The organism is Anaerobacillus sp. MEB173, from assembly GCF_052119505.1.
GTDB lineage: Bacteria > Bacillota > Bacilli > Bacillales > JBJMAU01 > JBJMAU01.
On record NZ_JBJMAU010000002.1, the window covers coordinates 357,724 to 377,809 of the forward strand.

The following is a 20,086-nucleotide window of genomic DNA, read 5'->3' on the forward strand; positions in this document are numbered from 1 at the left end:
ATTTATCTATCCTTTATTTAATTTTCGCAAACAGTCAAACCATTTGATTGTTCTTTTAATATTATTGAAGGAAGAGTATCTTCCGGTTTTTTAACACAACTATAACTGTAGTCAACACACACACAAACCCCATGATAAATAAAGCTGGTACAGCACCAAAATGTTGTGCTAGAAAACCAATCAGTAAACTTCCAAGTGGCAAAAAGCCAGCATCCATCGTAACAATACTAAGTATACGTCCCCGTAAATGATCCGGGACAATTTCCTGAATCATTACCCTATGGATTACCCTATACCCCTGACTTACGATTCCAACGATAAACATCAATAACATTGAGAGAACGAAGCTATGAGACATCGAAAATAACATTAATCCTATACCAAAAGCCAGGATACAAATAAAAAGCAATTCACCTTTACGCAGTGGATATTTCCCCCAACCTAATGTGAAAGAACAAAGAACAGCACCAATGGCAGCAGCCGAAAGTAGCATACCGAATTCTTGAGAACCTGCATGAAGGATTTCCTTAGCAAAAACTGGCATTAATGTAATATAAGAAAAGCCAAAGACCATCGGAACAATTCCTAAAATTACGATTCCTAAGACTAAAGGATGATTCTTTAAATAATCAGTCATTTCTTTAAAACTTTCTACAAATCTAATTTGGCTATTTTCTTTACGTACTATTTTTTCTTGTTCATAAAATTGATTATTTTCGGGTCTTATATAAAATAATGTAAGAATAACCGCCAGGAAACTCACACCGTTTATTAAAATAAGAGATGGAGCTGCCCAAAATCCCAACAAAATACCAGCAATCGCAGGCCCGATAATTCGTGAAGTATTTAATGTTGCACTATAAAATGAGAGACCACTAGTCAGAGCATGCTTTGGTATAAGATTAGCGACTAGAGCGTTACGTGTAGGGATTTCAAATGAAAGGAAAACACCCCTTATTAGTATTACGACTGCTATAGGAAAAAAAGAATCGACACCTTGAAGTAGGACAAAAGCAAGGGCAAATGTCGAAACCATTGATCCTATTTGGGTAGCAAGTAAAACCTTTCGTCGATCCCATATATCAGCTGCCATACCTCCAAAAAAACTAAAAAGGAGAATCGGAAAGAGTCGACAAAATTCCACTAAGCCAATATAAAGCGCAGAGTCTGTCATCGTAAACACAAACCAATTTAATGCTACTCGATCAAACCATTCTCCTGTTCTCGAAAGAAAACTCCCAGCAAGAAACCAGTTATAATTTTTATAATGGAAGGCAAGACTTCGGTTTTCTTGGATTGCAGTTATAAACTTTGGCTGTGCCATTTAACCATCTCCATTGAGCAAATTATAAAACTGAACTGAGCCCTTTTTTCCATTCACAACTTCCATTACAGCCGCATATACCGATTGGCACACACATCGGAGTGTTTTCGACAGGATCTTGGATTACACGGGCTTGAAATCCAAAGACATCGTGAATAAAGGACTCTGTGAAAATCTCTTTCAGATTTCCCTCTGCATAAATATTTCCTTTAAATATACTAATTAAATAGTCTGCATAACGGGCAGCTTGATTTAAATCATGTAAAACCATGACAACCGTTCTGCCAAACTCACGGTTTAACTCCCTTAACAATTCCAATACCTCAATTTGATGAGCAAGGTCTAAGTATGTTGTAGGCTCATCAAATAATAGTAATTCCGTGCCTTGCTCCAAAGCCATCGCAATCCAAGCCCTTCCAATGGGCGATCAGCAAATTCCTGCATTCTTGTAGATGAAAGCGCCCACTCTACCAAAGCTCTACGTTTTCTCCCAACCCCTCAGCAACCTCGTCACCTAAATTCAAAATATCCAACTTGACTTTATAATCTACCCTTGGAGCAATTGTAATGCGGGAATTCAATACTTTATGGTTAAGTTCCCAGTAGATGTAAATGCGGCGTTGGCATAGTTAACAGGGAGTATTTGGGGCCGAAGTTTTGAAGATGCGGTAATTCTATTGTCGTGGATATTGGTATTATTGCCGTTAAGTATGATCTTAGCAGTCCGGAAGCATTGTCTGGTGGCCAAAGACAATCGTTCACAACTATGTAATCTATGAACTGCTTATTTATTTTTTTCTCTTGATTTATAAAAATACCACACTTTACTATAATAACATTAAACTCTCCTATTTTTGAGAACTAGAGCAGGCTAATAAATAGGAAAGTATTGGTCAAAGTTAAAGTAAATTCAATCCTAGAATATTAAAGATTTTATTCCAATATTAAGAGTAGCCAATTTTATTAATGCAACGACAAAAAAAGAGGTTTCCCTCCTCTCATTCATAACATTACAGGTCTACAATTGTTAACACTTTTTTTAGTATTCATACTTTTGATCTCCCTATCTCTCTCTCTGTTCTCTTGAAAAAGACTCATGAATAACAGCATCAGCAAATTTCTTTTTCCCTTCTCCTTGAAACACAACAAATCTCCAAGGCTCTCTTAAACCATGGTTCGGAGCCCAGATAGCATCATTTAAAAGTTCTAGAATAAGATCTTCTATGGCAAATTCCTTACCTTTATTGGTTAAGACCCATTAAAATTGGATAGTGGAAGATCTTATTTTTTATATAGGGTCTTTATTACACATAAGTGATATTAATTATCATTATCATTTAATATTATAAATGATAATGATTTTCAACGTCAACACCTACAGTAATTACTTTTTCTTCCTATAAAAAGTATTTTTTCATAGGTATGCAATTGCCATTACCGTCAATAATAAAGTTTGAAGGGAGGGATATCAAATGGCACAAGATGTATTATGCGAAGTAAACAACTGTAAGTTTTGGGCAAACGGAAACAAGTGTTCAGCTGATTCAATCTATGTAGTTAGCCATACTGGGAAAAAGGCTAATAAACAAGAAGAAACAGACTGTAAAACATTTGATCCTGGCTTGTAATTTTGTTAAAAAGGCAACTGTTGCGTAGTTGCCTTTTTTTCTTTTTTAGTATTGAGAATAATTATCGTTTTTATTCATGAAATTCCTCATTTTATTAAAGATTGTAAATTCATTACCGGTTGACAATCCATTTTCCTTCGTGATAAAGTCATCATTGTGAATTAAATACCTCGTTAGGTGAGGCTCCTGTGCTGGAGATACGCTGCTGCCCAAAAATGTCCAAAGACGCCAATGGGTCAACAGGAACTATCGACATAAGGTGGTTCTTAATGTAGCTGGATGTAATCCTATGCCGCACAGTGCTAAAGCTCTACGAATGGAGGTTAGTGGTAGCGAAAATGTTTTTTTGTCATGCGCAAAAAACACCTTCATTTGATGAAGGTGTTTTTTTTATTACGATAAGGAGGTGATTTGAAATGGATACTAGTCCTGAATCGGATTCGATAAAACCTAAAAAAGATTCTAACAAAATTTGTACAGGGATCCTTTTCAAATCATCTAGATTAAAATCGGATTCCTCATGAGGAGGAATTACTATGGTAAGGCTTAATGATCAAACACGGGAAGAATATACAAACAATGTCCTGCAAGCATTATATAACCAAGACGGACAGCTCTTTCGTGAAACTTTTTTAGAACTCCATCCAACCGATCAGAAAGAAATCTTTCTTTCCTTGGGTATGAGAGAGCGAACTTATATTTATCAATATATTACACCTTCAGAGTTTGCAGAGATCTTCCAAGGTCTTGAAGTAAACGAACAAAAACAGTGCGTATTAGAATTAGAGGAAACATACGCAGCTGAAATGTTTAATAACATGTATGCTGATGACGTTGCCGCTTTTTTAGGAGAAATAAAAAATATAAAAGCAGAAAAAATTCTTAGCGCAATGGATACGAAAGATGCAGCAAGTGTGAAAGAATTACTGGCTTATTCACCTGGCACTGCCGGTGCCATTATGACAAAAGAATTTATTGCTATTAAGGCTACAGATACAGCGTCAGACGTAATTGAACAGCTAAGAGAAGAAGGTCCAGATGCAGAGACAATTTATTATTTATATGTCATCGATATGGAACATGTACTGGTTGGGGTCGTTTCCATCCGTGATTTAATTATTGCCCCATCAACAGAAATTATTAAAAATATCATGAGTACCCGTGTCGTTTCAGTCTCAGTGACCGATGACCAAGAAGAAGTTACAAAGATGATTAGAAAATACGATTTCCTTGCTGCACCCGTCATCACTGTAAATGGCAAACTAGTTGGTATTATTACAGTAGACGATGTAATGGATGTTGTTGAGGAGGAAACTGAAGAAGATTTTGGTGAAATCTCAGCAGCTAGAGGTTCTTTAGATACGACTATTTCCTCTTTTACAGCTGCAAAAAAACGTGCTCCTTGGATTATTATGCTTATGTTTTTAGGACTGATTACAGCAGAAGTTATTGGACAATTTGAGGAAACATTAGAGGCTTACATTCTACTTGCTGTGTTCATCCCATTAATTATGGACTCTGCAGGAAATACAGGAACACAAGCGCTAGCTGTTGTCGTTCGTGGTTTAGCAGTAGGAACGGTTGATCGCTCATCCTTTGGAAAAATGCTTAAGCGTGAGTTCGGCACTGGTATTATGCTAGGAATAATGTGCGCGATAACGTTATTTATCATTGTTCCAATCATGCATGGAAGCTTTATGTTAGCGGGGATTGTTGGCGTTTCATTATTTTTAACATTAAGTATTGCTACAATGGTAGGGGCGACCATTCCTTTACTCATTAATAAATTAAAAATAGACCCGGCAGTTGCTTCCGGTCCTTTTATTACAACTATTAATGACATTCTTGGTCTCTTAATCTATTTTTCAATCGCTACTGCATTATTACAATATATCCCTCAACACTAATAAAAGTCTCAAACGTAAAACCTCTTAATAAATATATAGGGGTTCTCGTTTGAGACTTTTATTGTTTTTATCTCTTTTATTTTACAATCATTACGGGGCAATGAACTCTTTTGGCAACTTTATGACTCACGCTGCCTAGCACCATCTCCTGTAATGTGTTTAATCCTCGACTTCCAATAACAACAAGATCAAATTCATTTTCATTAGCATATTTCACTATTGTTGGGCCTGGTTCTCCACGTAAAATTTTAACTTCATAATTTATTTTAGCTTCTTTGGCCTGACGCTCAATTGCTGCGAGCTTTTGCTTTCTTTGTCCAGCAATTCCAAGTGCATCCCAACTTCTTAACACATCTGCTTTAGAAGTAGAACCATCCACGATATATACAACAGTTACTTGAGTATTTACACTTGCTTTTGCCAATTCTATTGCTTTTTCTGCTGCTCTTATCGAGTGTGCAGACCCGTCTGCTGCCAGCATTATTTTATTAAACATCATTCAACATCCCCTAATCAATCTTTATACTCTTATGGTATCATACTGTAAAATTACGGGTATTATTTTTTCATTAAAAAAACGAGCTCATGTTAATTAAACACTTCGCTCGTTTGATTCTCCTAACAGCATTCACTTTGTCCTAACATTACTAACCCTTTTCCTTCAGGTGTTTCTTCCATTTCAAGTGTTAGCTCTTTTGTTTGCGAATAAATCGCTTCCTCAAAGGCAACTCGAATACCATTAATTTCTTCAATAATATCATTTTCCTGTGGTTCATCCAGAACCAACCCTAATTTTGGACCACCTCAGCCCATTCCGTTAAATACAACACGAATACCATTCGCATTGTTTTGCTTTAGCACTTCTTCAATAAATGATTTCGCACTATCAGTAATGTTCATTATCTTTCCCCCTATCATTGTTCACATAAATCACTCATGTGTCTTCTCTCATTTTCAACAAAATTTGCAAGCAAGTCAATAAATACGCTCATCCTTAACCCTTAACTTTCAACTTTTAACTTTAAACTACTTATAAACTCTGACTCCAATCATGTGATGCACTTCCTTCTAAGAAACGCTCACAATCTAAAGCTGCCATACAGCCAGAACCTGCTGCTGTAATGGCTTGACGGTACTTATGGTCTTGTACATCACCACTTGCAAACACGCCAGGTACGTTTGTTTCACTTGTTCCAGGCTTAACAATAATATACCCTGTTTCATCTGTTTCAATTTTTCCTGCTAAAAAGTCGGTATTCGGTTTATGACCGATGGCAACAAATATACCATCTGTTTCAATAACTTCTTCAGTACCTGTTTCATTGTCTTTTACTTTAAGACCAGTCACTTTATTTTCTTTTGCAAGCACTTCAACAGGTGTTTTATTTAAACTCCAGGAAATTTTCTCATTTGCTTTGGCTCGCTCTTGCATGATCTTAGATGCTCTTAGTTCATGTCGCCGATGAACTACACGTACTTCTTCAGCAAACTTAGTTAAGAAGTTTGCCTCCTCCATTGCAGAATCTCCTCCACCAATAATGATAACCTTTTTGCCTCTAAAAAAGAAACCATCACAAGTAGCACATGTACTCACACCCCGACCTATATTCTCTTTTTCTCCAGGAATGCCCAATAACTTTGCAGATGCCCCTGTTGAAATAATGATAGATTCACTTTCTATTTCACCGATACCTTCAACAGTTATTTTATAAGGGGGTTTTCCAAAATCAACACTCGTCACCCAGCCCCGTTTAAATTCAGCACCGAATCGTTCTGCCTGTTTACGCATACTTGCCATTAATTCTGGCCCCATTATTCCTTCAGGAAATCCCGGGAAATTTTCAACCTCGGTCGTTAACGTCAATTGTCCACCAGGTTCAGGTCCTTCTATTACAATCGGCTTCATATTTGCTCGTGCCAAATATATTGCTGCTGTATACCCAGCAGGTCCAGTTCCAAGAATAACTGCTTTATGTACCATCACTTTTTCCTCCTCTGTTCAATAAATTCCTGTTCATTTTACCCATCTAATTTTTTGTTAACTCTTTGTAGTTTTTACAAAATCCTCAGCATTATTAAAGCTTTTTATAAATCGTTTACACAGTTATGCAAATCTCTACAAATTCATATCCTTCAATTTTTGCCCAATTTAAAGTAAACTTTATTACATAAGCTTTAATACATAGAGGTTAGGTGATACCATGAATCGAAATCAACATTCTGTAGAATCAATAAAACTTCAATTACAAAATAGAACTAGAGGAATCTTGGGTCATGAGAAACTTGTAAACTCTGCAGTATTGTTGCCATTAGTTGAAATTAATAACGAAATCCACATTCTGTTTGAACTGCGCTCTACAAAATTAAGAAGTCAGCCTGGGGAAATTTGTTTTCCAGGTGGCAAAATCGAAAGTGGAGATGACAATGAAAAACAGACAGCCATTAGGGAAACATGTGAAGAATTAGGCATCAATCCTGAACAAGTAGAAATAATTGCCGAACTTGATTATATGAGAACCTCATTTGACTATGTTATTTACCCCTTTGTTGGGTTTATTAAGCAACATGAAAAAAACAAACTCAATCGTAATGAAGTAGAAGAAATCTTCTATGTGCCATTAAGCTACCTATTAGAAACGGAGCCTGAATGCTTTACAATTGATTTAGAGGTAAAACCAGAAGAAGGATTTCCTTACCACCTGATCAATAATGGTAAGAATTACAAATGGCGCACAAAAAAATATACAGAGTGCTTTTATTTCTATGAGGACTATGTCATCTGGGGTCTGACAGCAAGAATTTTACAACATTTTCTGGAGCTTATAAAAACGAATAAAAAAATATAAAAAGGCAGCCAAATCAATTATGATTTTTAAGCCACCTTATATTCGTAATTTTTTAATTATCTTGTTGCGGTAAAAAGAAAATAATCAGCAAACTAACTAGTGCTAACACAAAAACCCCGATATAAACTCCATTCAGTGAGTAGGTTAGCCCTTGTTGAAGCAAGTCTAATTCTCGATCAGAAAGCCTCCCTTTTGGATCAAGAAGAATATTAACAGCATCTAGATCTAAAGGGATGGTTAGTTCTTGCTTATACCGTTCTAAATAGCCATTCAGTCGACTATTTAAGATTCCCCCAAGTAATGCAACACCAATTGCACCCCCAAGCTGTCTCATAAACATATTTGAGGCTGTTGCCACTCCTCTTGTTTTCCAGTCGACACTGCTTTGTATAGAGACAATAAAGGTCGTAGTCGAAAAACCCATTCCTACACCGATAAAAAAAGATCCAATCCCTGCCCATACAGGATGGCTTATCCATTGTAAACTGACATAAAAAGCAGAACCAATTACAAGAGCAACGCCACCAATTAGAGCCGTTTTCCGATAACCTATCTTCAAAATAAGTTTCCCGGCAATTGTTGATGATATTGGCCAACCGATCGAAATGACCGTCAATGTAAACCCGGCTATCATTGCAGGCTGGTCCATGACCCCTTGTACATATGTAGGGAGAAAGCTAGAAACACCGAGTAAAATTGCTCCAGTTGTTAAAGAAGCAAGATTAGCTAGCGCAATGAGTCGATGGTTCCAAATTGAAAGGGTCATCACTGGCTCTTGAGCCCGTTTTTCTTGAAAAATAAACAAAATAAAACTAATACTGAATAATAAAAGCAAAGATAAAATCGGAGTCGATGTCCATGACCATGTCACTCCACCTTGGATTAAAACAATCATTAGTGTACTTACAGTAATCAATAGCAGGATGGAACCAAGGTAATCAATTGAATGTCTTTTCTTATCGACATCTTCTCTTAGAAAAAACAAGACACCTGCTAAAGCAATCAAGCCAAAGGGCACATTCATCCAAAACACCCAAGACCAATGAATATACTCAACAAAAATCCCACCCAAAATAGGTCCAATAACAGCAGAAATACCCCAAATACTAGCCAAATATCCCTGAATATTTGCTCTTTCTTCTTTCGTATACATATCTCCTACAATCGTAGTAGCAATTGGTTGAACAGCACCTGCTCCAACACCTTGCAAAAATCGAGAAATAATCAGCATTTCCATTGAGGTTGCTAAACCACATAAAATAGACGCAGTCAAAAAAAGGATGATACCAAATGTAAATACAGGTTTTCTACCAAACAGGTCAGCTAACTTCCCATAAATAGGAATCATAATGACTTGCATTAATAAATAACCTGAAAATACCCAACTGAACATTGAAAATCCGCCAAGATCAGCTACGATCCCAGGCATAGCCGTTGATACGATTGTTGCTTCCACTGCTGCCATAAATATCGCTAGTATTATAGCAATTAGAACAAAAGGCCGCTTTGTTTTAGCTGGGTTGATGAATAGTGCATGTCTTTTTGTCATCTTAACCACCTCAAACTGGTGTTATAAATAAATATATTATCTTTTCTTCATTACTAACACTACAAAAAAAATTTTATAAATTACTGTAATAATAATCATACTCTATAATTTGGTTAAATTAAACAAACTAGTTTGATTATGACATCTTTTCACATAATTTGATTTTACATTAATACGTTTTTCATTATTTCAATACTATAATCCCTGTCAAACACCTATAATTAGACTTTTTTTAATAAATTTCCCGATATTTTTAATTTTCTAAACATTTACTATTGCAAGAATTGTTTAAATGAGGTAAATTTTATTTATAGTAGTTTACTAGAGATACTTATTCATGTTGAAAGGAGGACGAATTCGTCGAACCATACGCGAATGAACATACACCTTAGAAACTACGTACTTACATCTAGATTCATCACAAAGATAGTTTTTTGAAGTATTTTTTATTTTTTTGTTCCAGAATGAACGCTCGCTCACTAAGAGAACCATACATCGTTGATCTCTTTTGTTAAAAGACGGTTCAAAAAGAAATTGTTGACGAGCAAAGAAAACAATTTTTTTAGAGAAAAAATGTAAGCACTTACAAAATAGTAGTAAAGGAGTGTCGATGATGTCCGCTTATAAAAAAGAAGTTTGGTTTACCATTATCATGTCATTACTATTTCTAGTTTCGGGTCACATGGGACTTATATTTACAATTATCCCAATTGACGGTTACTTATTTGGATTCCCAATTATGTATATCGTTCCTATCCTTGTCGGTTGGTTTGGTGTACTTTTCCTTACAATTGTAGCTGGAAAAATTGGTAACAGCCTAGATGTAGCGATTGAGGAAGAAAACGAACGCAACAAACAACAATCAGATAACCAAGGGAAAGGAGCGGTATAGATGGAAGAGCAAGTATGGCAATTATCTAATCCTATTATCGGGATTATCATTGTAGTCTTAACATTTTTACTATTTTACGCAGTAAGTTACTTTTCAAATAGAGCAAGTAAATCAGTTGAAGATTTATATGCTGCTGGTGGAGGAGTTGGACCAATAACAAACGGTCTAGCGATGGCATCTACCTATATGAGTTTAGCAACTTTCTTAGGAGTAACTGGTCTAATTCTCAGATTACAAGTACCTTTCGTACTTCTATGGATTCAAATGATCTTAGCGATTCCGTTAATCACAATCATTTATGGTACAAGTCTTCGCCGTATGGGGGCTTTCTCACCAACACACTTTATTCGTGACCGTTACGGGAAATCAGCTTCAATTATTGCAGCATTATTTATGATTCTTGTTTCGATTATGTATGCATTAGGACAAATGATTGGTATTGCCGTAACATTCGAAACGTTATTAGGTATTCCTTATATGACTGGACTAATTGCCGGCGGTATCATTATTGTTGGTTACGTAACTATTGGGGGAATGAGCGGAGCAACGAACAATGCCGCAATCCAAATGGTCATAATCGCTTTAATGTTCATCGTTCCATTAGGTGCGATTATGAAAGCAATGGGTGGTTCTGGTTGGTACTTCCCACCACTATTTTACGCTGATATGGTTCCTGCAATGTTAGAAGCAATGCCTAATTTCTTTGATTATCAATATGGTACTAAATGGTACTTTGCTCTTATTCCAGCATTTACAATCGGAGCTTTAGGTTTACCTCACTTAGCGATGCGTATCTATACTGCTTCTAGCTTAAAGAGTGCACGTTCAGCAATGATTTGGTTTGCTTTTGCATTAGGACTTGTTTTCTCAGCAACTTATGCAATGGGTTTCACAGGCGTATACTTTACACAATCAACAGGTACAGCGATTACAACTGCTGACGCAGATAAATTAACAATTATTTTAAACTTAGTTTATAACCCTGAATGGGTAACAGCACTAGTTATTGCTGGAGCGATCTCTGCTGGTCTTTCCACATTAAGCGGTAACTTACTGGCAATCGGTGCTTTAATTTCACAAGATATTGTTGCAACATTAAAGCCGAATTTATCAAACAAAGCAAAAGTAAAACTTGGTTATTTTGCTATCGCTGGTGGGGGTCTTGCAAGTGTCCTGCTCGCAATCAATCCACCTGACTTCCTTGTTGTAAGTATTTTATGGGCGTTTGGATTAGCTGGTGTTACAAATGCACCACTCATTATGATGGGTGTTTGGTGGAAAGAAGCGAACAAATATGGAGCAATTGCAGCATCAGTTGTCGCTGGGGCAATCTATATCATTGTTTCTCCGTTTGTATTCCCATCAATTGTCATTAGTGGACACGCTCTAACAGATGGCATGGGTATTTCCGGAGCAATGCTTGCTGTTCCACTTAGCTTTATTTTATTAATTGTAGTATCATATATTACAAACCGAATTCCAGCTCTAAAGTCTACATTAACTACTGAAGAAGATCATAAGTTAGTTGAAAGAATTCATGGTTGGAGCGATATTAATCCTGCTCGTTATAACAGCAGTTTTGGAGCAGCAGTTATTACAGCTCTTTGTACATTAGTTATGATTTGGTCTATCTTACCTTGGGATCTATAATAATTATGAAGCTCCAGGCATTTAGCAGTATAGCTTGTGCCTGGAGCTAATATTCTATTAAGATCCTTTGTTCCATTTTTATTACCCTAGTTAATACGGAGGTTATTATGACATCAATTACAACAATTCTACGCACACTTATATTTGACAAACATTCTATAAAAGAAATAATAGAATCTCCAAAATGGAACAAGTGGTCTCATTTTATTACACTTCTATTAGGTTTGTTTTATGGATATTTAAATATCTTACACAACCGTGAACTTATTATGAGCTTTGAAACCGACTTCCTAAGAAATATCCTTGTCCCAGGATTTTTCATACTAGGTGGATTATTAATGCTTTATATCACACGATTTGGTCTTACTTTGCTGCTATGGGCGGGAGCAAAGGGTGCTGGCGGCCCAGGCTATATGGCGATACTCAACCGTTTAACCGCTTTTGCATTAATCCCACTCATCATTGCTCTCCCAGCTTTTATGAATATCAATGCTGGTGACTCAATATCAACCTTAGGTATTTTAACATTGGTCATTGGACTAGCATGGATGTACCTCTTTTGTGTAAAAGTATTGGAAGTAAGCCAAAAAATTTCTACAACAAAAGCTTATATAGCTGTTGTCTTTGTATTCATCTTTTTTATCAGTGTATTTTATATGGTTACACCACCACCGGCAAAATAAACAAAGAGAAGCGAACCTTGATTCGCTTCTCTTTGTTTATTTCCGAGGAAATTCGACGGTAGAAGCTATGCTTACTCCTCTTCTAGCTGTTCTCTCGATTTCATCGCTATGCGATGACAAGCAAAAGCAAAACCTAGAAGTAATAGACTTCCACCTATTAATGTTATGTCATTTCCCATATTTCCTTCAGCAGGAATAATCAATCCAAGAAATAGAAACACACTTAATGCTATTAAAATATAACTAAACCGTTTATAATCATTAACTTTCTCTGTTAACTGTTTAACTCTATCCTCATTCATTGGGAATCCTCCTCGTAAATCTGTACACCTCCATTTTACCATTGATCCTCTATCAATCTATGATGTAAATCCAACCTATAAAACCAAAAAAAACCCTGCAGTCTATATAGAAATAGAACTACAGGGGATTAACATCTTCTATCTATGACTTCTTTGAATCACAACAATTCTAAATTATTATTGTTGTTGAAATACTTCCTTCCACTCATCCTTTTTCTCAAGCATTTTTCTTGCTACAGCTTGCGCACCTTCCAGGCTATGACTCGCTGCCCATCCACATTGTATTTCATTACATGCCGGTACTTCTGTCGCTTCAAGTACATCTTGTAATGTTTTTTCAAGTGCTACGATAATATCATCGATTTCAGAATGGTTTAGTTTTGCAAGGTAAAATCCAGTTTGACATCCCATTGGCCCCAAATCAATCACATTATTTAGGTGATTACGGATAAATTCAGCCATCATGTGTTCCAAAGAATGTAATGAAGGCATTTCCAAATGCTCTTTATTCGGCTGGCAGAAGCGTAAATCATATTTATAAATTTGATCACCTTTCTCTCCAGTTGTTATTCCTACAAGACGAACATACGGTGCACTTACTTTCGTATGATCCAAATTAAAGCTTTCAACATTCATTTTTTTAACCATTGTTCTTCAGCTCCTCTATCATTAATATTACTAAGTTGGCAGAGTTGACAGATGCTGTTTCTAAAAATTGATCATAAGATACTTTTGCGTCTGATCCTGCAATATCAGAAAGTGAACGGATAATTACAAATGGACATCCAAATTGATGACATACTTGTGCAATTGCTCCTGCTTCCATTTCAGCACAATACGGTGTATCAAAACGATTTTTTAAATCTAGTACGCGCTCATGATCACTCATAAAAGAGTCTCCCGACAATATCAAGCCTTTAACAGAATGTACCCCCACTTTTTCTGCGCTCTTCTCAGCTACACTCATCAAATTTTGGTTGGGCTCATAATAGGCTGGCATCCTCGGTACTTGACCAAATTCATAACCAAAGACTGTTGCATCGACATCGTTGTAGCGAACTTCTGTGGAAATAACAATATCACCAACATTAAGATCTTCCTTAAACCCGCCAGCAGATCCAGTATTTATGATGCATTCTGGAGCATATAATTGTATTAACAATGTTGTCCCAATCGCGGCATTAACTTTACCGATACCCGATTTTAATAAGATCACTTCCTGGCCATTCATCATTCCACTATAAAATTCACAACCCGCAATTGTTTTCTCTTCACACTGCTCAAGTTTACTTTTCAAAAGTTCTACTTCTTCATCCATTGCGCCAATAATTCCAATTCTCATTTCATTACCCTTTCCTATGTAAATTTATAAATAACATCTAAAAATTGTATTGAATTGTTTGACCATTTAAAATTAAACTACCATATCTTACTTTGTTAATCAATTATGATTATAATATAGTCAAACATTCCACTTATGTTGATTAGTAAGTGAGTTAATTGGAAAGGGTGAATATGATTGGAATTTAAATTAGAGCGAATTGACGATAAAGTTGAATTTTTCGAAGCAAAGAGACTGAATGATCTAGAAAAACAAATTAATCAACAAATTGAAAATAATAAAGTTCTCCTTCTAGAAGTATTTCATGTTTCTCATCAAGTCCAGTTAGATCCTTCAACTTCGCAAAAGTATTATAGTGCCGTTGTTCATTTTAAAGCGAAAAAATAAGGAGAGGCTATGAAAAAAATATACGTTCTGTTTATGATCATTGCCAGTGTATTGCTAGGATGTACTAACGAGCAAAATGACTCTTCTGCCTTTTCACTACAGATCAGTCCAGAATTGCCACAAGCAGGGGAATTTGAATTATTTACCGTTACATTACCTAATGATTTAGAAGCTGAAAAAGTAACGATATATTTAAATATGGAGGGAATGGATCATCCTATGGAAGGAACAATGAAAGAAGAGAATCCCTTTACATATACCATTGAGCTTCCAATATCTATGGCTGGACAATGGTATGCGATCGTTAGAGTTATAAATGGCAATGAAGTTGTAACTGAGCGTTTTGATTTCGAGGCTTCAGGAGAATTATCAAACGATCATGAAATTAGTAAAATGAAATAGAAACGAAAGTCTATCATAGACTTTCGTTTCTATTTCGTCATATTTCCAAATTAATTTTGAATGACTTCTACACTGACCGGCTTCCAACCTTGGTGCTCCACCCATTCAAGCCTAACTTTATATGGTGTATTTCTATTCTCATACGTACTTACAATGCCTTCAGCACTTTGAGGGCTTCCTCCATTACCAAGCCTCCAAATAACCATATCTTCACCAAGTCTTGTTGCATATTGAAGTGCTTGTCTCATTTCTACCCAATTCTGATGTTCTTTATCATAGACTGCAACAAATGGCTCCGATTGAACCGTACCTATTGGCTCCCATGGTCCTTCAATAATCTCAGCATCTGCAGGACCAAAAACTACTTCATTATTATCAGGCTCTTCAACATTCTCAAAAGAATCCTCTCTCATTTCATGGTCGTTATCTACTGATGTCTCAGTCTCAAGTGTCTCATTTGTCTCTTCTGCTTCTTCCTCTTCATGGACGTTATCTATATTCTCTTCTTGTTGATTAATATCATCTACAGCCACTTCTTCAGCCGTTGACCCTCCAAAGATTAACTTACCACCTACATAGAGAATGACAAGAACAACGAGAGCTATCGAAATATTTAATGCCTTATTCATTTTTTTTCGTTTACGATATTCTATACGCGAATTTTCCATCCTGTTTCCCCTGCCTTTTTTTACTGACCCTATAATAATTATACCTGATTTTTATCTTTCCTTCGAGAGTAATTCATGTCTCTATTTGTCATTATAACTTCATTCACTCGTGATTATTATCAAATTCATACAGTTTTTCAACTAGCTCTTTAAATGCATTATAAATCTTTACTTCCCCTTCTTTTCTGCTTAAATCAACGACAACCATGGCATACTTTGGTTTATTTGCAGGAAAATAGCCTGCAAACCAGTGATTCATCGTTCTTTTATCAATGGTCTCAGCCGTGCCAGATTTCCCTGCAACAGTGTAAGGTAATCCATTTAAAAATGTATAAGCAGTTCCTTTTTCATCTTGAACAACTCCATTTAAAAGCTCCTGCAACTTCATTATTGTATATGGTGCTAAATTATCACCAACTAGCTGTTGTTTTTCAAAGTCGACCAACGTTGTCCCATTTTCATAATTAACTTTCCTAGCAGCCCGTACTTTTAGTTTCTCTCCACCCCTGGCAATGGTCGCCATCATATTTGCTATTGAAAGTGGGCTTAATTGTACATTTAACTGACCAATCGCTGTTTGAGCAATTGATCGATCATTATATTTTTCGTCTTCATTTAGCCATATTTGTCCGGCTTCTTCCTCAGGAAAATGCTTGATTGATTGAAGATGATAAACAGTACCTTCCCAGCCAACGTGATATCCAATTCCTAGACGTTTGGCATACGTTTCTATCACTGCTCGATCTTTTTCCATTAATTGCTGAGCTAACAGAGCAAAAGTATAATTGCAGCTTTGCGAAAAGCTTTCCTTAAATGAAAGCAAGCCCAAATGACGCTTCTCTTCTCCATCATCATATAAATTTTGGTCACAATTGAATTGTTGATTATATTCGACTATATTGTTTTCGATCGCTGCTGCTGCAATAATTACTTTAAAAATTGAACCAGGGAAATGGGCCGTAACCATCTCATTTCTTCCACCTGCACCAAACGGATCATTAACGTTTATCCTTGGGCGACTGACTAGCGCTAGTAACTCACTTGTTTTCACATCTAGTAACACAACGCCCCCTTTTGTAATACCATAATTGTTCATAACTTGTTCTGCTATTTCTTGGATTTCTTTATCAAGAGTCGTCTCTACTTCGGTTGGATAATATGGATTCGCCGGCGAAGTATACTTGACTTCAAAACCTAGTAAAGGGTTTCCTTTACCGTCTACATGGTAGGATAATTTTGATTCTCCAGCAGATAATAGAAATGGATCAAAGGCTCTTTCTAAACCTGATACACCGATTTCCGCATGCTTTGATATCAGACCTTTTTCTACCTTTTCTGGATACCTTTTTAAGACTTCTGCTTGATTTTCACCCGTTAGGCCTATTAAATGTTCAGCGACTTTCTCTTGTTGATAAGTATCCAGATACTGTGCGTAAACACCAGGGATTTTCAGTTCATTAATTTTCTTCATTTGATGTTCGGTTAATTGAAGGAAGTCTCCATCACTGAAAACAAATGGTTCCTTCTCATTAGTAATCCTACTTTCTATTTGCCTAGGGTCCACTCCAATAATCTCTGCAATCTCGTTTACAGGCCATGATAAATCTTTTAAAAACGGAAATAGAATAAGGCCAATCTGATATGAATGATTTAATGCCACACCATGGCGATCAGTAAAATATCCACGTCCTTTATGTAGGATAAAGTTTTGTGTTCTTTGCTTAACACTTTCCTCTATTAAATTGATATTATGTTTTGTAAAACTTTCTGTATGAATAAGCTGAATCTGAGCTATGCGAGCGATTAAAATAACACTTATTAACAAGAAAATCAGTCCAATCGATAACACTCGCTTTTCCATAAAAGACACCACTCTAAACTATATTTATATTTATTTTCGTCATTTTATGGTATTTTAAAACAAAAAAACAAGCTATTGAGTATCTCAATAGCTTGTTTAGTAATTATTTCACTTCTAAAATTTGTACTTTCATTTCTCCACCTGGTGTTTGGACAGATACTTGGTCTCCTACTGACTTCCCAAGTAAACTTTGGGCCATTGGTGAATCATTTGAAATTTTCCCTTGAGATGGATCTGCTTCGGCACTACCGACAATCGTATACTCTTCTTCTTCTCCATCTGGTAATTCGATAAACTTAACAGCCTTTCCGATTGCCACAGTATTCGTGTTTGTTTCATCATCTTGAATGATAACAGCATTACGAATCATTTTTTCTAATGTTGAAATTCGTCCCTCTACAAAAGCTTGTTCTTCCTTTGCAGAATCATACTCAGAGTTCTCTGAAAGATCACCAAAGCTTCGGGCAATTTTAATACGTTCAACTACTTCCTTACGTTTCTCCGTCTTTAAATATTCTAACTCTTCATTTAACTTTGCTTTCCCATCCGCTGTCATATAAAACTTTTTTTCTGCAGCCATTATCTCATCTACTCCTTTAACAAATATAATTCCCAAGTCTTTTACAATTTTTTGGTTTTGTAACCTTAGTGTATGTATAAGTCCATGGATACTTGATTAAATAATCTCATATATTGAAAGAAAAGCCAGGTACGTAAATACCTCGCTTTTCTTATGCTATTACAAAATTGCATTTTCTTCAAGAACCGTTCTTATTTTTGTTACCATTAAATCAATCGCTACTTGATTTTGTCCGCCTTCTGGGATGATTAAATCAGCATAACGTTTCGTTGGTTCAATAAACTGCAAATGCATTGGCCTTACTACATTTGTATATTGCTCAATTACTGAATCAATCGTTCTTCCGCGTTCGTTTATATCACGAACCATCCGTCTTATTATCCTGATATCAGCATCAGTATCGACAAAAACTTTGATATCCATAAGTTCGCGGATTATACAATCCTCAAGTATAAGAATCCCTTCGACAATGATTACATCTTTTGGTTCAATGAGAATTGTTTCCTGCGACCTAGTATGAGCGGCATAATCATATATTGGTTTTTTAATCGGCTTCTTTTCTAGTAGCCTGCTCAAATGTTTGATTAATAATTCATGGTCAAAGGCATCAGGGTGATCATAGTTTGTTTTGAGCCGCTCTTCAAAAGAGAGGTGACTTTGATCTTTATAATAGGCATCCTGTTCAATCATGACAACTGATTGATCTTTAAATTGACTATAGATTTGTTTTGCAACCGTTGTTTTACCTGATCCCGTTCCACCGGCTACACCGATTATTACGGGTTTTCTTTCCATTAAAACGCCCCTTTTCTCATCATGTTATATGGAAATAGAGGTTGATCTACTTTAAACTTAACAATTTGCAGAGGATGCCTTGCCGCATCGAGCTCGTTACCTTCCTCATCCCAAATTGTTTCTACCTTTTGCGTGAAGTTTTCAATTTCCGGACCAAAAAATTCAACTTCATCTCCTTGTTTAAAATGATTTCTTTGCTGTAAGGTAACAATTTTTGTTTCTTCATCATAATCTAACACCAATCCAGCAAAATCATACGTCGTCTTTTTACCGTGGTTACCATACATCTGTTCTTTATATGTTGGGACATTCTCAAAAAATGCCGGTGCAGTGTCACGGTTCGCACATTTGTCTAACTCTTCTAACCATTCTTGTTGAATTGTAAAGTTTTCAGGATCAGCACAATAGGCATCAATTACTTTACGGTACACAGACGTAACTGTTGCTACATAGTGTATCGACTTCATTCTTCCTTCTACTTTAAGACTGTCAATTCCTGCTTCAATCAGCTTTGGAATTGATTGAATTAAGTTAAGATCTTTTGGACTCATCGTAAAAGCGGGGTCTTCCTCACTGTAAAGCCCTTTTTCATCATCATTATTCGTCTCGAATAGGTGATAATCCCATCGACAAGATTGACAACAGCCACCGCGATTGGAATCTCTGGCTGTCATATGATTACTTAATACACATCTGCCTGAATAAGCGATACACATAGCACCATGAACAAATGTCTCAATCTCAATATCGACATGCTTTTTCATTTCAAGCATTTCTTCAAGCCCAACTTCACGAGCTAATACAACTCGATGAAGACCTTCTTCTTTCCAAAACTTCACGGCTTGCCAGTTAGATAATGATTGCTGGGTACTTAGGTGCACCTCAACATTAGGAGCAACTTTTTTACAGGTTTCAATAATTAATGGATCTGCAACAATAATTCCGGCAACACCAACATCTTGTAAATCCTGCAGATACTCTTCTAACCCATCCATATTTTCGTTATGCGCAAAAATATTTGTCGTCACATATATTTTTGCACCGTAACGCTTGGCAAACTCTACACCCTCACGCATTTCTTCAATTGAGAAGTTGTCCGCATTTGAACGAAGCCCGAACTCTTGACCTCCGATAAAAACAGCATCTGCTCCATAGTGTACAGCAATTTTCAACTTTTCTAAGCTGCCCGCAGGAGCAAGTAGTTCAGGTTTTTTAATAATAACTCTTTTTCCTTCTTCTGTAATAGTTGCAATGGTTTCCACTTTGATCC

22 protein-coding genes, 1 pseudogene and 1 riboswitch are annotated in these 20,086 nt (G+C 36.2%); of the genes and pseudogenes, 8 read left to right on the forward strand and 15 right to left on the reverse strand.

The genetic code is table 11. The annotated features are described in order from the left end of the window. Positions 1 to 61: 61 nt before the first annotated feature. From ACJ2A9_RS06330 to ACJ2A9_RS06340, 3 genes and pseudogenes are all read right to left on the reverse strand, one after another. Complete coding sequence (locus ACJ2A9_RS06330; protein ID WP_441420770.1) at positions 62 to 1,324, reverse strand: MFS transporter; 1,263 nt, start codon at positions 1,322 to 1,324, stop codon at positions 62 to 64. Between the two features lie 22 nt (positions 1,325 to 1,346). Further along, positions 1,347 to 1,798 (reverse strand): annotated as a pseudogene (locus tag ACJ2A9_RS06335) (ABC transporter ATP-binding protein); the annotation flags it as partial. Positions 1,799 to 2,387: 589 nt separating this feature from the next. Then, a complete protein-coding gene (locus tag ACJ2A9_RS06340) occupies positions 2,388 to 2,549 on the reverse strand; it encodes a nitroreductase family protein (RefSeq protein WP_441421038.1) in 162 nt (53 codons plus the stop codon). 247 nt (positions 2,550 to 2,796) lie between these two features. Between ACJ2A9_RS06340 and ACJ2A9_RS06345 the strand changes: the two genes are divergently transcribed. Both ACJ2A9_RS06345 and mgtE read left to right on the forward strand, forming a co-directional pair. Then, positions 2,797 to 2,952, forward strand: a complete 156-nt coding sequence (locus ACJ2A9_RS06345; RefSeq protein WP_441420771.1) for a DUF1540 domain-containing protein — start codon at positions 2,797 to 2,799, stop codon at positions 2,950 to 2,952. Between the two features lie 162 nt (positions 2,953 to 3,114). After that, positions 3,115 to 3,281: riboswitch (M-box (ykoK) riboswitch) on the forward strand. A gap of 207 nt (positions 3,282 to 3,488) precedes the next feature. Further along, positions 3,489 to 4,859, forward strand: a complete 1,371-nt coding sequence (mgtE, locus tag ACJ2A9_RS06350) for a magnesium transporter (protein ID WP_441420772.1) — start codon at positions 3,489 to 3,491, stop codon at positions 4,857 to 4,859. Between the two features lie 76 nt (positions 4,860 to 4,935). Here the strand turns inward: mgtE and ACJ2A9_RS06355 are convergent, their stop codons facing one another. The 3 genes from ACJ2A9_RS06355 to trxB form a co-directional block, all read right to left on the reverse strand. Continuing rightward, the gene (locus tag ACJ2A9_RS06355; protein ID WP_441420773.1) at positions 4,936 to 5,355 is read right to left on the reverse strand and encodes a universal stress protein; all 420 of its coding nucleotides are present in this window, start codon (positions 5,353 to 5,355) and stop codon (positions 4,936 to 4,938) included. Positions 5,356 to 5,477: 122 nt separating this feature from the next. Next, positions 5,478 to 5,759, reverse strand: a complete 282-nt coding sequence (locus ACJ2A9_RS06360; protein WP_441420774.1) for a HesB-like (seleno)protein — start codon at positions 5,757 to 5,759, stop codon at positions 5,478 to 5,480. A 130-nt stretch (positions 5,760 to 5,889) separates the two neighbouring features. After that, a complete protein-coding gene (gene trxB, locus ACJ2A9_RS06365) occupies positions 5,890 to 6,840 on the reverse strand; it encodes a thioredoxin-disulfide reductase (protein ID WP_441420775.1) in 951 nt (316 codons plus the stop codon). 220 nt (positions 6,841 to 7,060) lie between these two features. Between trxB and ACJ2A9_RS06370 the strand changes: the two genes are divergently transcribed. Next, entirely contained in the window at positions 7,061 to 7,705 is a 645-nt protein-coding gene (locus ACJ2A9_RS06370; RefSeq protein WP_441420776.1) for an NUDIX hydrolase, read from the forward strand. A 52-nt stretch (positions 7,706 to 7,757) separates the two neighbouring features. Here the strand turns inward: ACJ2A9_RS06370 and ACJ2A9_RS06375 are convergent, their stop codons facing one another. Then, on the reverse strand, positions 7,758 to 9,254 hold the full coding sequence (locus tag ACJ2A9_RS06375; RefSeq protein ID WP_441420777.1) for an MDR family MFS transporter: 1,497 nt from the start codon (positions 9,252 to 9,254) through the stop codon (positions 7,758 to 7,760). 613 nt (positions 9,255 to 9,867) lie between these two features. Here ACJ2A9_RS06375 and ACJ2A9_RS06380 point away from each other — a divergent pair. The 3 genes from ACJ2A9_RS06380 to ACJ2A9_RS06390 all read left to right on the forward strand — a co-directional run bounded on the left by ACJ2A9_RS06380 (position 9,868) and on the right by ACJ2A9_RS06390 (position 12,479). Further along, complete coding sequence (locus ACJ2A9_RS06380; RefSeq protein ID WP_441420778.1) at positions 9,868 to 10,146, forward strand: hypothetical protein; 279 nt, start codon at positions 9,868 to 9,870, stop codon at positions 10,144 to 10,146. Beyond that, positions 10,147 to 11,796 carry a sodium:solute symporter family transporter gene (locus ACJ2A9_RS06385; RefSeq protein WP_441420779.1) on the forward strand — a complete coding sequence of 550 codons (1,650 nt, stop codon included), beginning with the start codon at positions 10,147 to 10,149 and terminating at the stop codon, positions 11,794 to 11,796. 107 nt (positions 11,797 to 11,903) lie between these two features. Beyond that, entirely contained in the window at positions 11,904 to 12,479 is a 576-nt protein-coding gene (locus tag ACJ2A9_RS06390; protein ID WP_441420780.1) for a YIP1 family protein, read from the forward strand. Between the two features lie 71 nt (positions 12,480 to 12,550). On the opposite strand, the gene ACJ2A9_RS06395 is transcribed toward ACJ2A9_RS06390, so the two are convergent. From ACJ2A9_RS06395 to mtnN, 3 genes are all read right to left on the reverse strand, one after another. Next, positions 12,551 to 12,781, reverse strand: a complete 231-nt coding sequence (locus tag ACJ2A9_RS06395) for a YrhC family protein (protein WP_441420781.1) — start codon at positions 12,779 to 12,781, stop codon at positions 12,551 to 12,553. 177 nt (positions 12,782 to 12,958) lie between these two features. Further along, positions 12,959 to 13,429 (reverse strand): S-ribosylhomocysteine lyase, encoded by a 471-nt coding sequence (locus tag ACJ2A9_RS06400; protein WP_441420782.1) that lies wholly within the window; start codon positions 13,427 to 13,429, stop codon positions 12,959 to 12,961. Continuing rightward, the gene (gene mtnN / locus ACJ2A9_RS06405) at positions 13,422 to 14,123 is read right to left on the reverse strand and encodes a 5'-methylthioadenosine/S-adenosylhomocysteine nucleosidase (RefSeq protein ID WP_441420783.1); all 702 of its coding nucleotides are present in this window, start codon (positions 14,121 to 14,123) and stop codon (positions 13,422 to 13,424) included. The genes ACJ2A9_RS06400 and mtnN overlap by 8 nt, the downstream gene beginning before the upstream one ends. A 177-nt stretch (positions 14,124 to 14,300) precedes the next feature. On the opposite strand from mtnN, the gene ACJ2A9_RS06410 reads away from it, so the two are divergent. Beyond that, positions 14,301 to 14,510, forward strand: coding sequence for a YrzA family protein (locus ACJ2A9_RS06410; protein ID WP_441420784.1), 210 nt, complete (start codon positions 14,301 to 14,303; stop codon positions 14,508 to 14,510). Positions 14,511 to 14,519: 9 nt separating this feature from the next. After that, entirely contained in the window at positions 14,520 to 14,912 is a 393-nt protein-coding gene (locus ACJ2A9_RS06415) for a hypothetical protein (protein ID WP_441420785.1), read from the forward strand. A 50-nt stretch (positions 14,913 to 14,962) separates the two neighbouring features. Here the strand turns inward: ACJ2A9_RS06415 and ACJ2A9_RS06420 are convergent, their stop codons facing one another. The 5 genes from ACJ2A9_RS06420 to ACJ2A9_RS06440 form a co-directional block, all read right to left on the reverse strand. Beyond that, the gene (locus ACJ2A9_RS06420; RefSeq protein ID WP_441420786.1) at positions 14,963 to 15,580 is read right to left on the reverse strand and encodes a YrrS family protein; all 618 of its coding nucleotides are present in this window, start codon (positions 15,578 to 15,580) and stop codon (positions 14,963 to 14,965) included. Positions 15,581 to 15,683: 103 nt separating this feature from the next. Then, positions 15,684 to 17,441, reverse strand: coding sequence for a peptidoglycan D,D-transpeptidase FtsI family protein (locus ACJ2A9_RS06425; RefSeq protein ID WP_441420787.1), 1,758 nt, complete (start codon positions 17,439 to 17,441; stop codon positions 15,684 to 15,686). A 103-nt stretch (positions 17,442 to 17,544) separates the two neighbouring features. Then, positions 17,545 to 18,021 carry a transcription elongation factor GreA gene (greA, locus tag ACJ2A9_RS06430; RefSeq protein ID WP_441420788.1) on the reverse strand — a complete coding sequence of 159 codons (477 nt, stop codon included), beginning with the start codon at positions 18,019 to 18,021 and terminating at the stop codon, positions 17,545 to 17,547. Positions 18,022 to 18,180: 159 nt separating this feature from the next. Next, on the reverse strand, positions 18,181 to 18,816 hold the full coding sequence (udk, locus tag ACJ2A9_RS06435) for a uridine kinase (protein ID WP_441420789.1): 636 nt from the start codon (positions 18,814 to 18,816) through the stop codon (positions 18,181 to 18,183). Next, positions 18,816 to 20,078 (reverse strand): peptidase U32 family protein, encoded by a 1,263-nt coding sequence (locus ACJ2A9_RS06440; RefSeq protein WP_441420790.1) that lies wholly within the window; start codon positions 20,076 to 20,078, stop codon positions 18,816 to 18,818. Before ACJ2A9_RS06440 ends, udk begins: the two co-directional genes overlap by 1 nt. Positions 20,079 to 20,086 lie beyond the last annotated feature (8 nt).

What these genes read in the sequence shown, in the direction of transcription:
- ACJ2A9_RS06330 (WP_441420770.1), bottom strand. Translation starts at nt 1,324, where the DNA reads ATGGCACAGCCAAAGTTTATAACTGCAATCCAAGAAAACCGAAGTCTT.
- ACJ2A9_RS06345 (WP_441420771.1), top strand. Translation starts at nt 2,797, where the DNA reads ATGGCACAAGATGTATTATGCGAAGTAAACAACTGTAAGTTTTGGGCA.
- mgtE (WP_441420772.1), top strand. Translation starts at nt 3,489, where the DNA reads ATGGTAAGGCTTAATGATCAAACACGGGAAGAATATACAAACAATGTC.
- ACJ2A9_RS06355 (WP_441420773.1), bottom strand. Translation starts at nt 5,355, where the DNA reads ATGTTTAATAAAATAATGCTGGCAGCAGACGGGTCTGCACACTCGATA.
- trxB (WP_441420775.1), bottom strand. Translation starts at nt 6,840, where the DNA reads ATGGTACATAAAGCAGTTATTCTTGGAACTGGACCTGCTGGGTATACA.
- ACJ2A9_RS06370 (WP_441420776.1), top strand. Translation starts at nt 7,061, where the DNA reads ATGAATCGAAATCAACATTCTGTAGAATCAATAAAACTTCAATTACAA.
- ACJ2A9_RS06375 (WP_441420777.1), bottom strand. Translation starts at nt 9,254, where the DNA reads ATGACAAAAAGACATGCACTATTCATCAACCCAGCTAAAACAAAGCGG.
- ACJ2A9_RS06380 (WP_441420778.1), top strand. Translation starts at nt 9,868, where the DNA reads ATGTCCGCTTATAAAAAAGAAGTTTGGTTTACCATTATCATGTCATTA.
- ACJ2A9_RS06385 (WP_441420779.1), top strand. Translation starts at nt 10,147, where the DNA reads ATGGAAGAGCAAGTATGGCAATTATCTAATCCTATTATCGGGATTATC.
- ACJ2A9_RS06390 (WP_441420780.1), top strand. Translation starts at nt 11,904, where the DNA reads ATGACATCAATTACAACAATTCTACGCACACTTATATTTGACAAACAT.
- ACJ2A9_RS06395 (WP_441420781.1), bottom strand. Translation starts at nt 12,781, where the DNA reads ATGAATGAGGATAGAGTTAAACAGTTAACAGAGAAAGTTAATGATTAT.
- ACJ2A9_RS06400 (WP_441420782.1), bottom strand. Translation starts at nt 13,429, where the DNA reads ATGGTTAAAAAAATGAATGTTGAAAGCTTTAATTTGGATCATACGAAA.
- mtnN (WP_441420783.1), bottom strand. Translation starts at nt 14,123, where the DNA reads ATGAGAATTGGAATTATTGGCGCAATGGATGAAGAAGTAGAACTTTTG.
- ACJ2A9_RS06415 (WP_441420785.1), top strand. Translation starts at nt 14,520, where the DNA reads ATGAAAAAAATATACGTTCTGTTTATGATCATTGCCAGTGTATTGCTA.
- ACJ2A9_RS06420 (WP_441420786.1), bottom strand. Translation starts at nt 15,580, where the DNA reads ATGGAAAATTCGCGTATAGAATATCGTAAACGAAAAAAAATGAATAAG.
- ACJ2A9_RS06425 (WP_441420787.1), bottom strand. Translation starts at nt 17,441, where the DNA reads ATGGAAAAGCGAGTGTTATCGATTGGACTGATTTTCTTGTTAATAAGT.
- greA (WP_441420788.1), bottom strand. Translation starts at nt 18,021, where the DNA reads ATGGCTGCAGAAAAAAAGTTTTATATGACAGCGGATGGGAAAGCAAAG.
- udk (WP_441420789.1), bottom strand. Translation starts at nt 18,816, where the DNA reads ATGGAAAGAAAACCCGTAATAATCGGTGTAGCCGGTGGAACGGGATCA.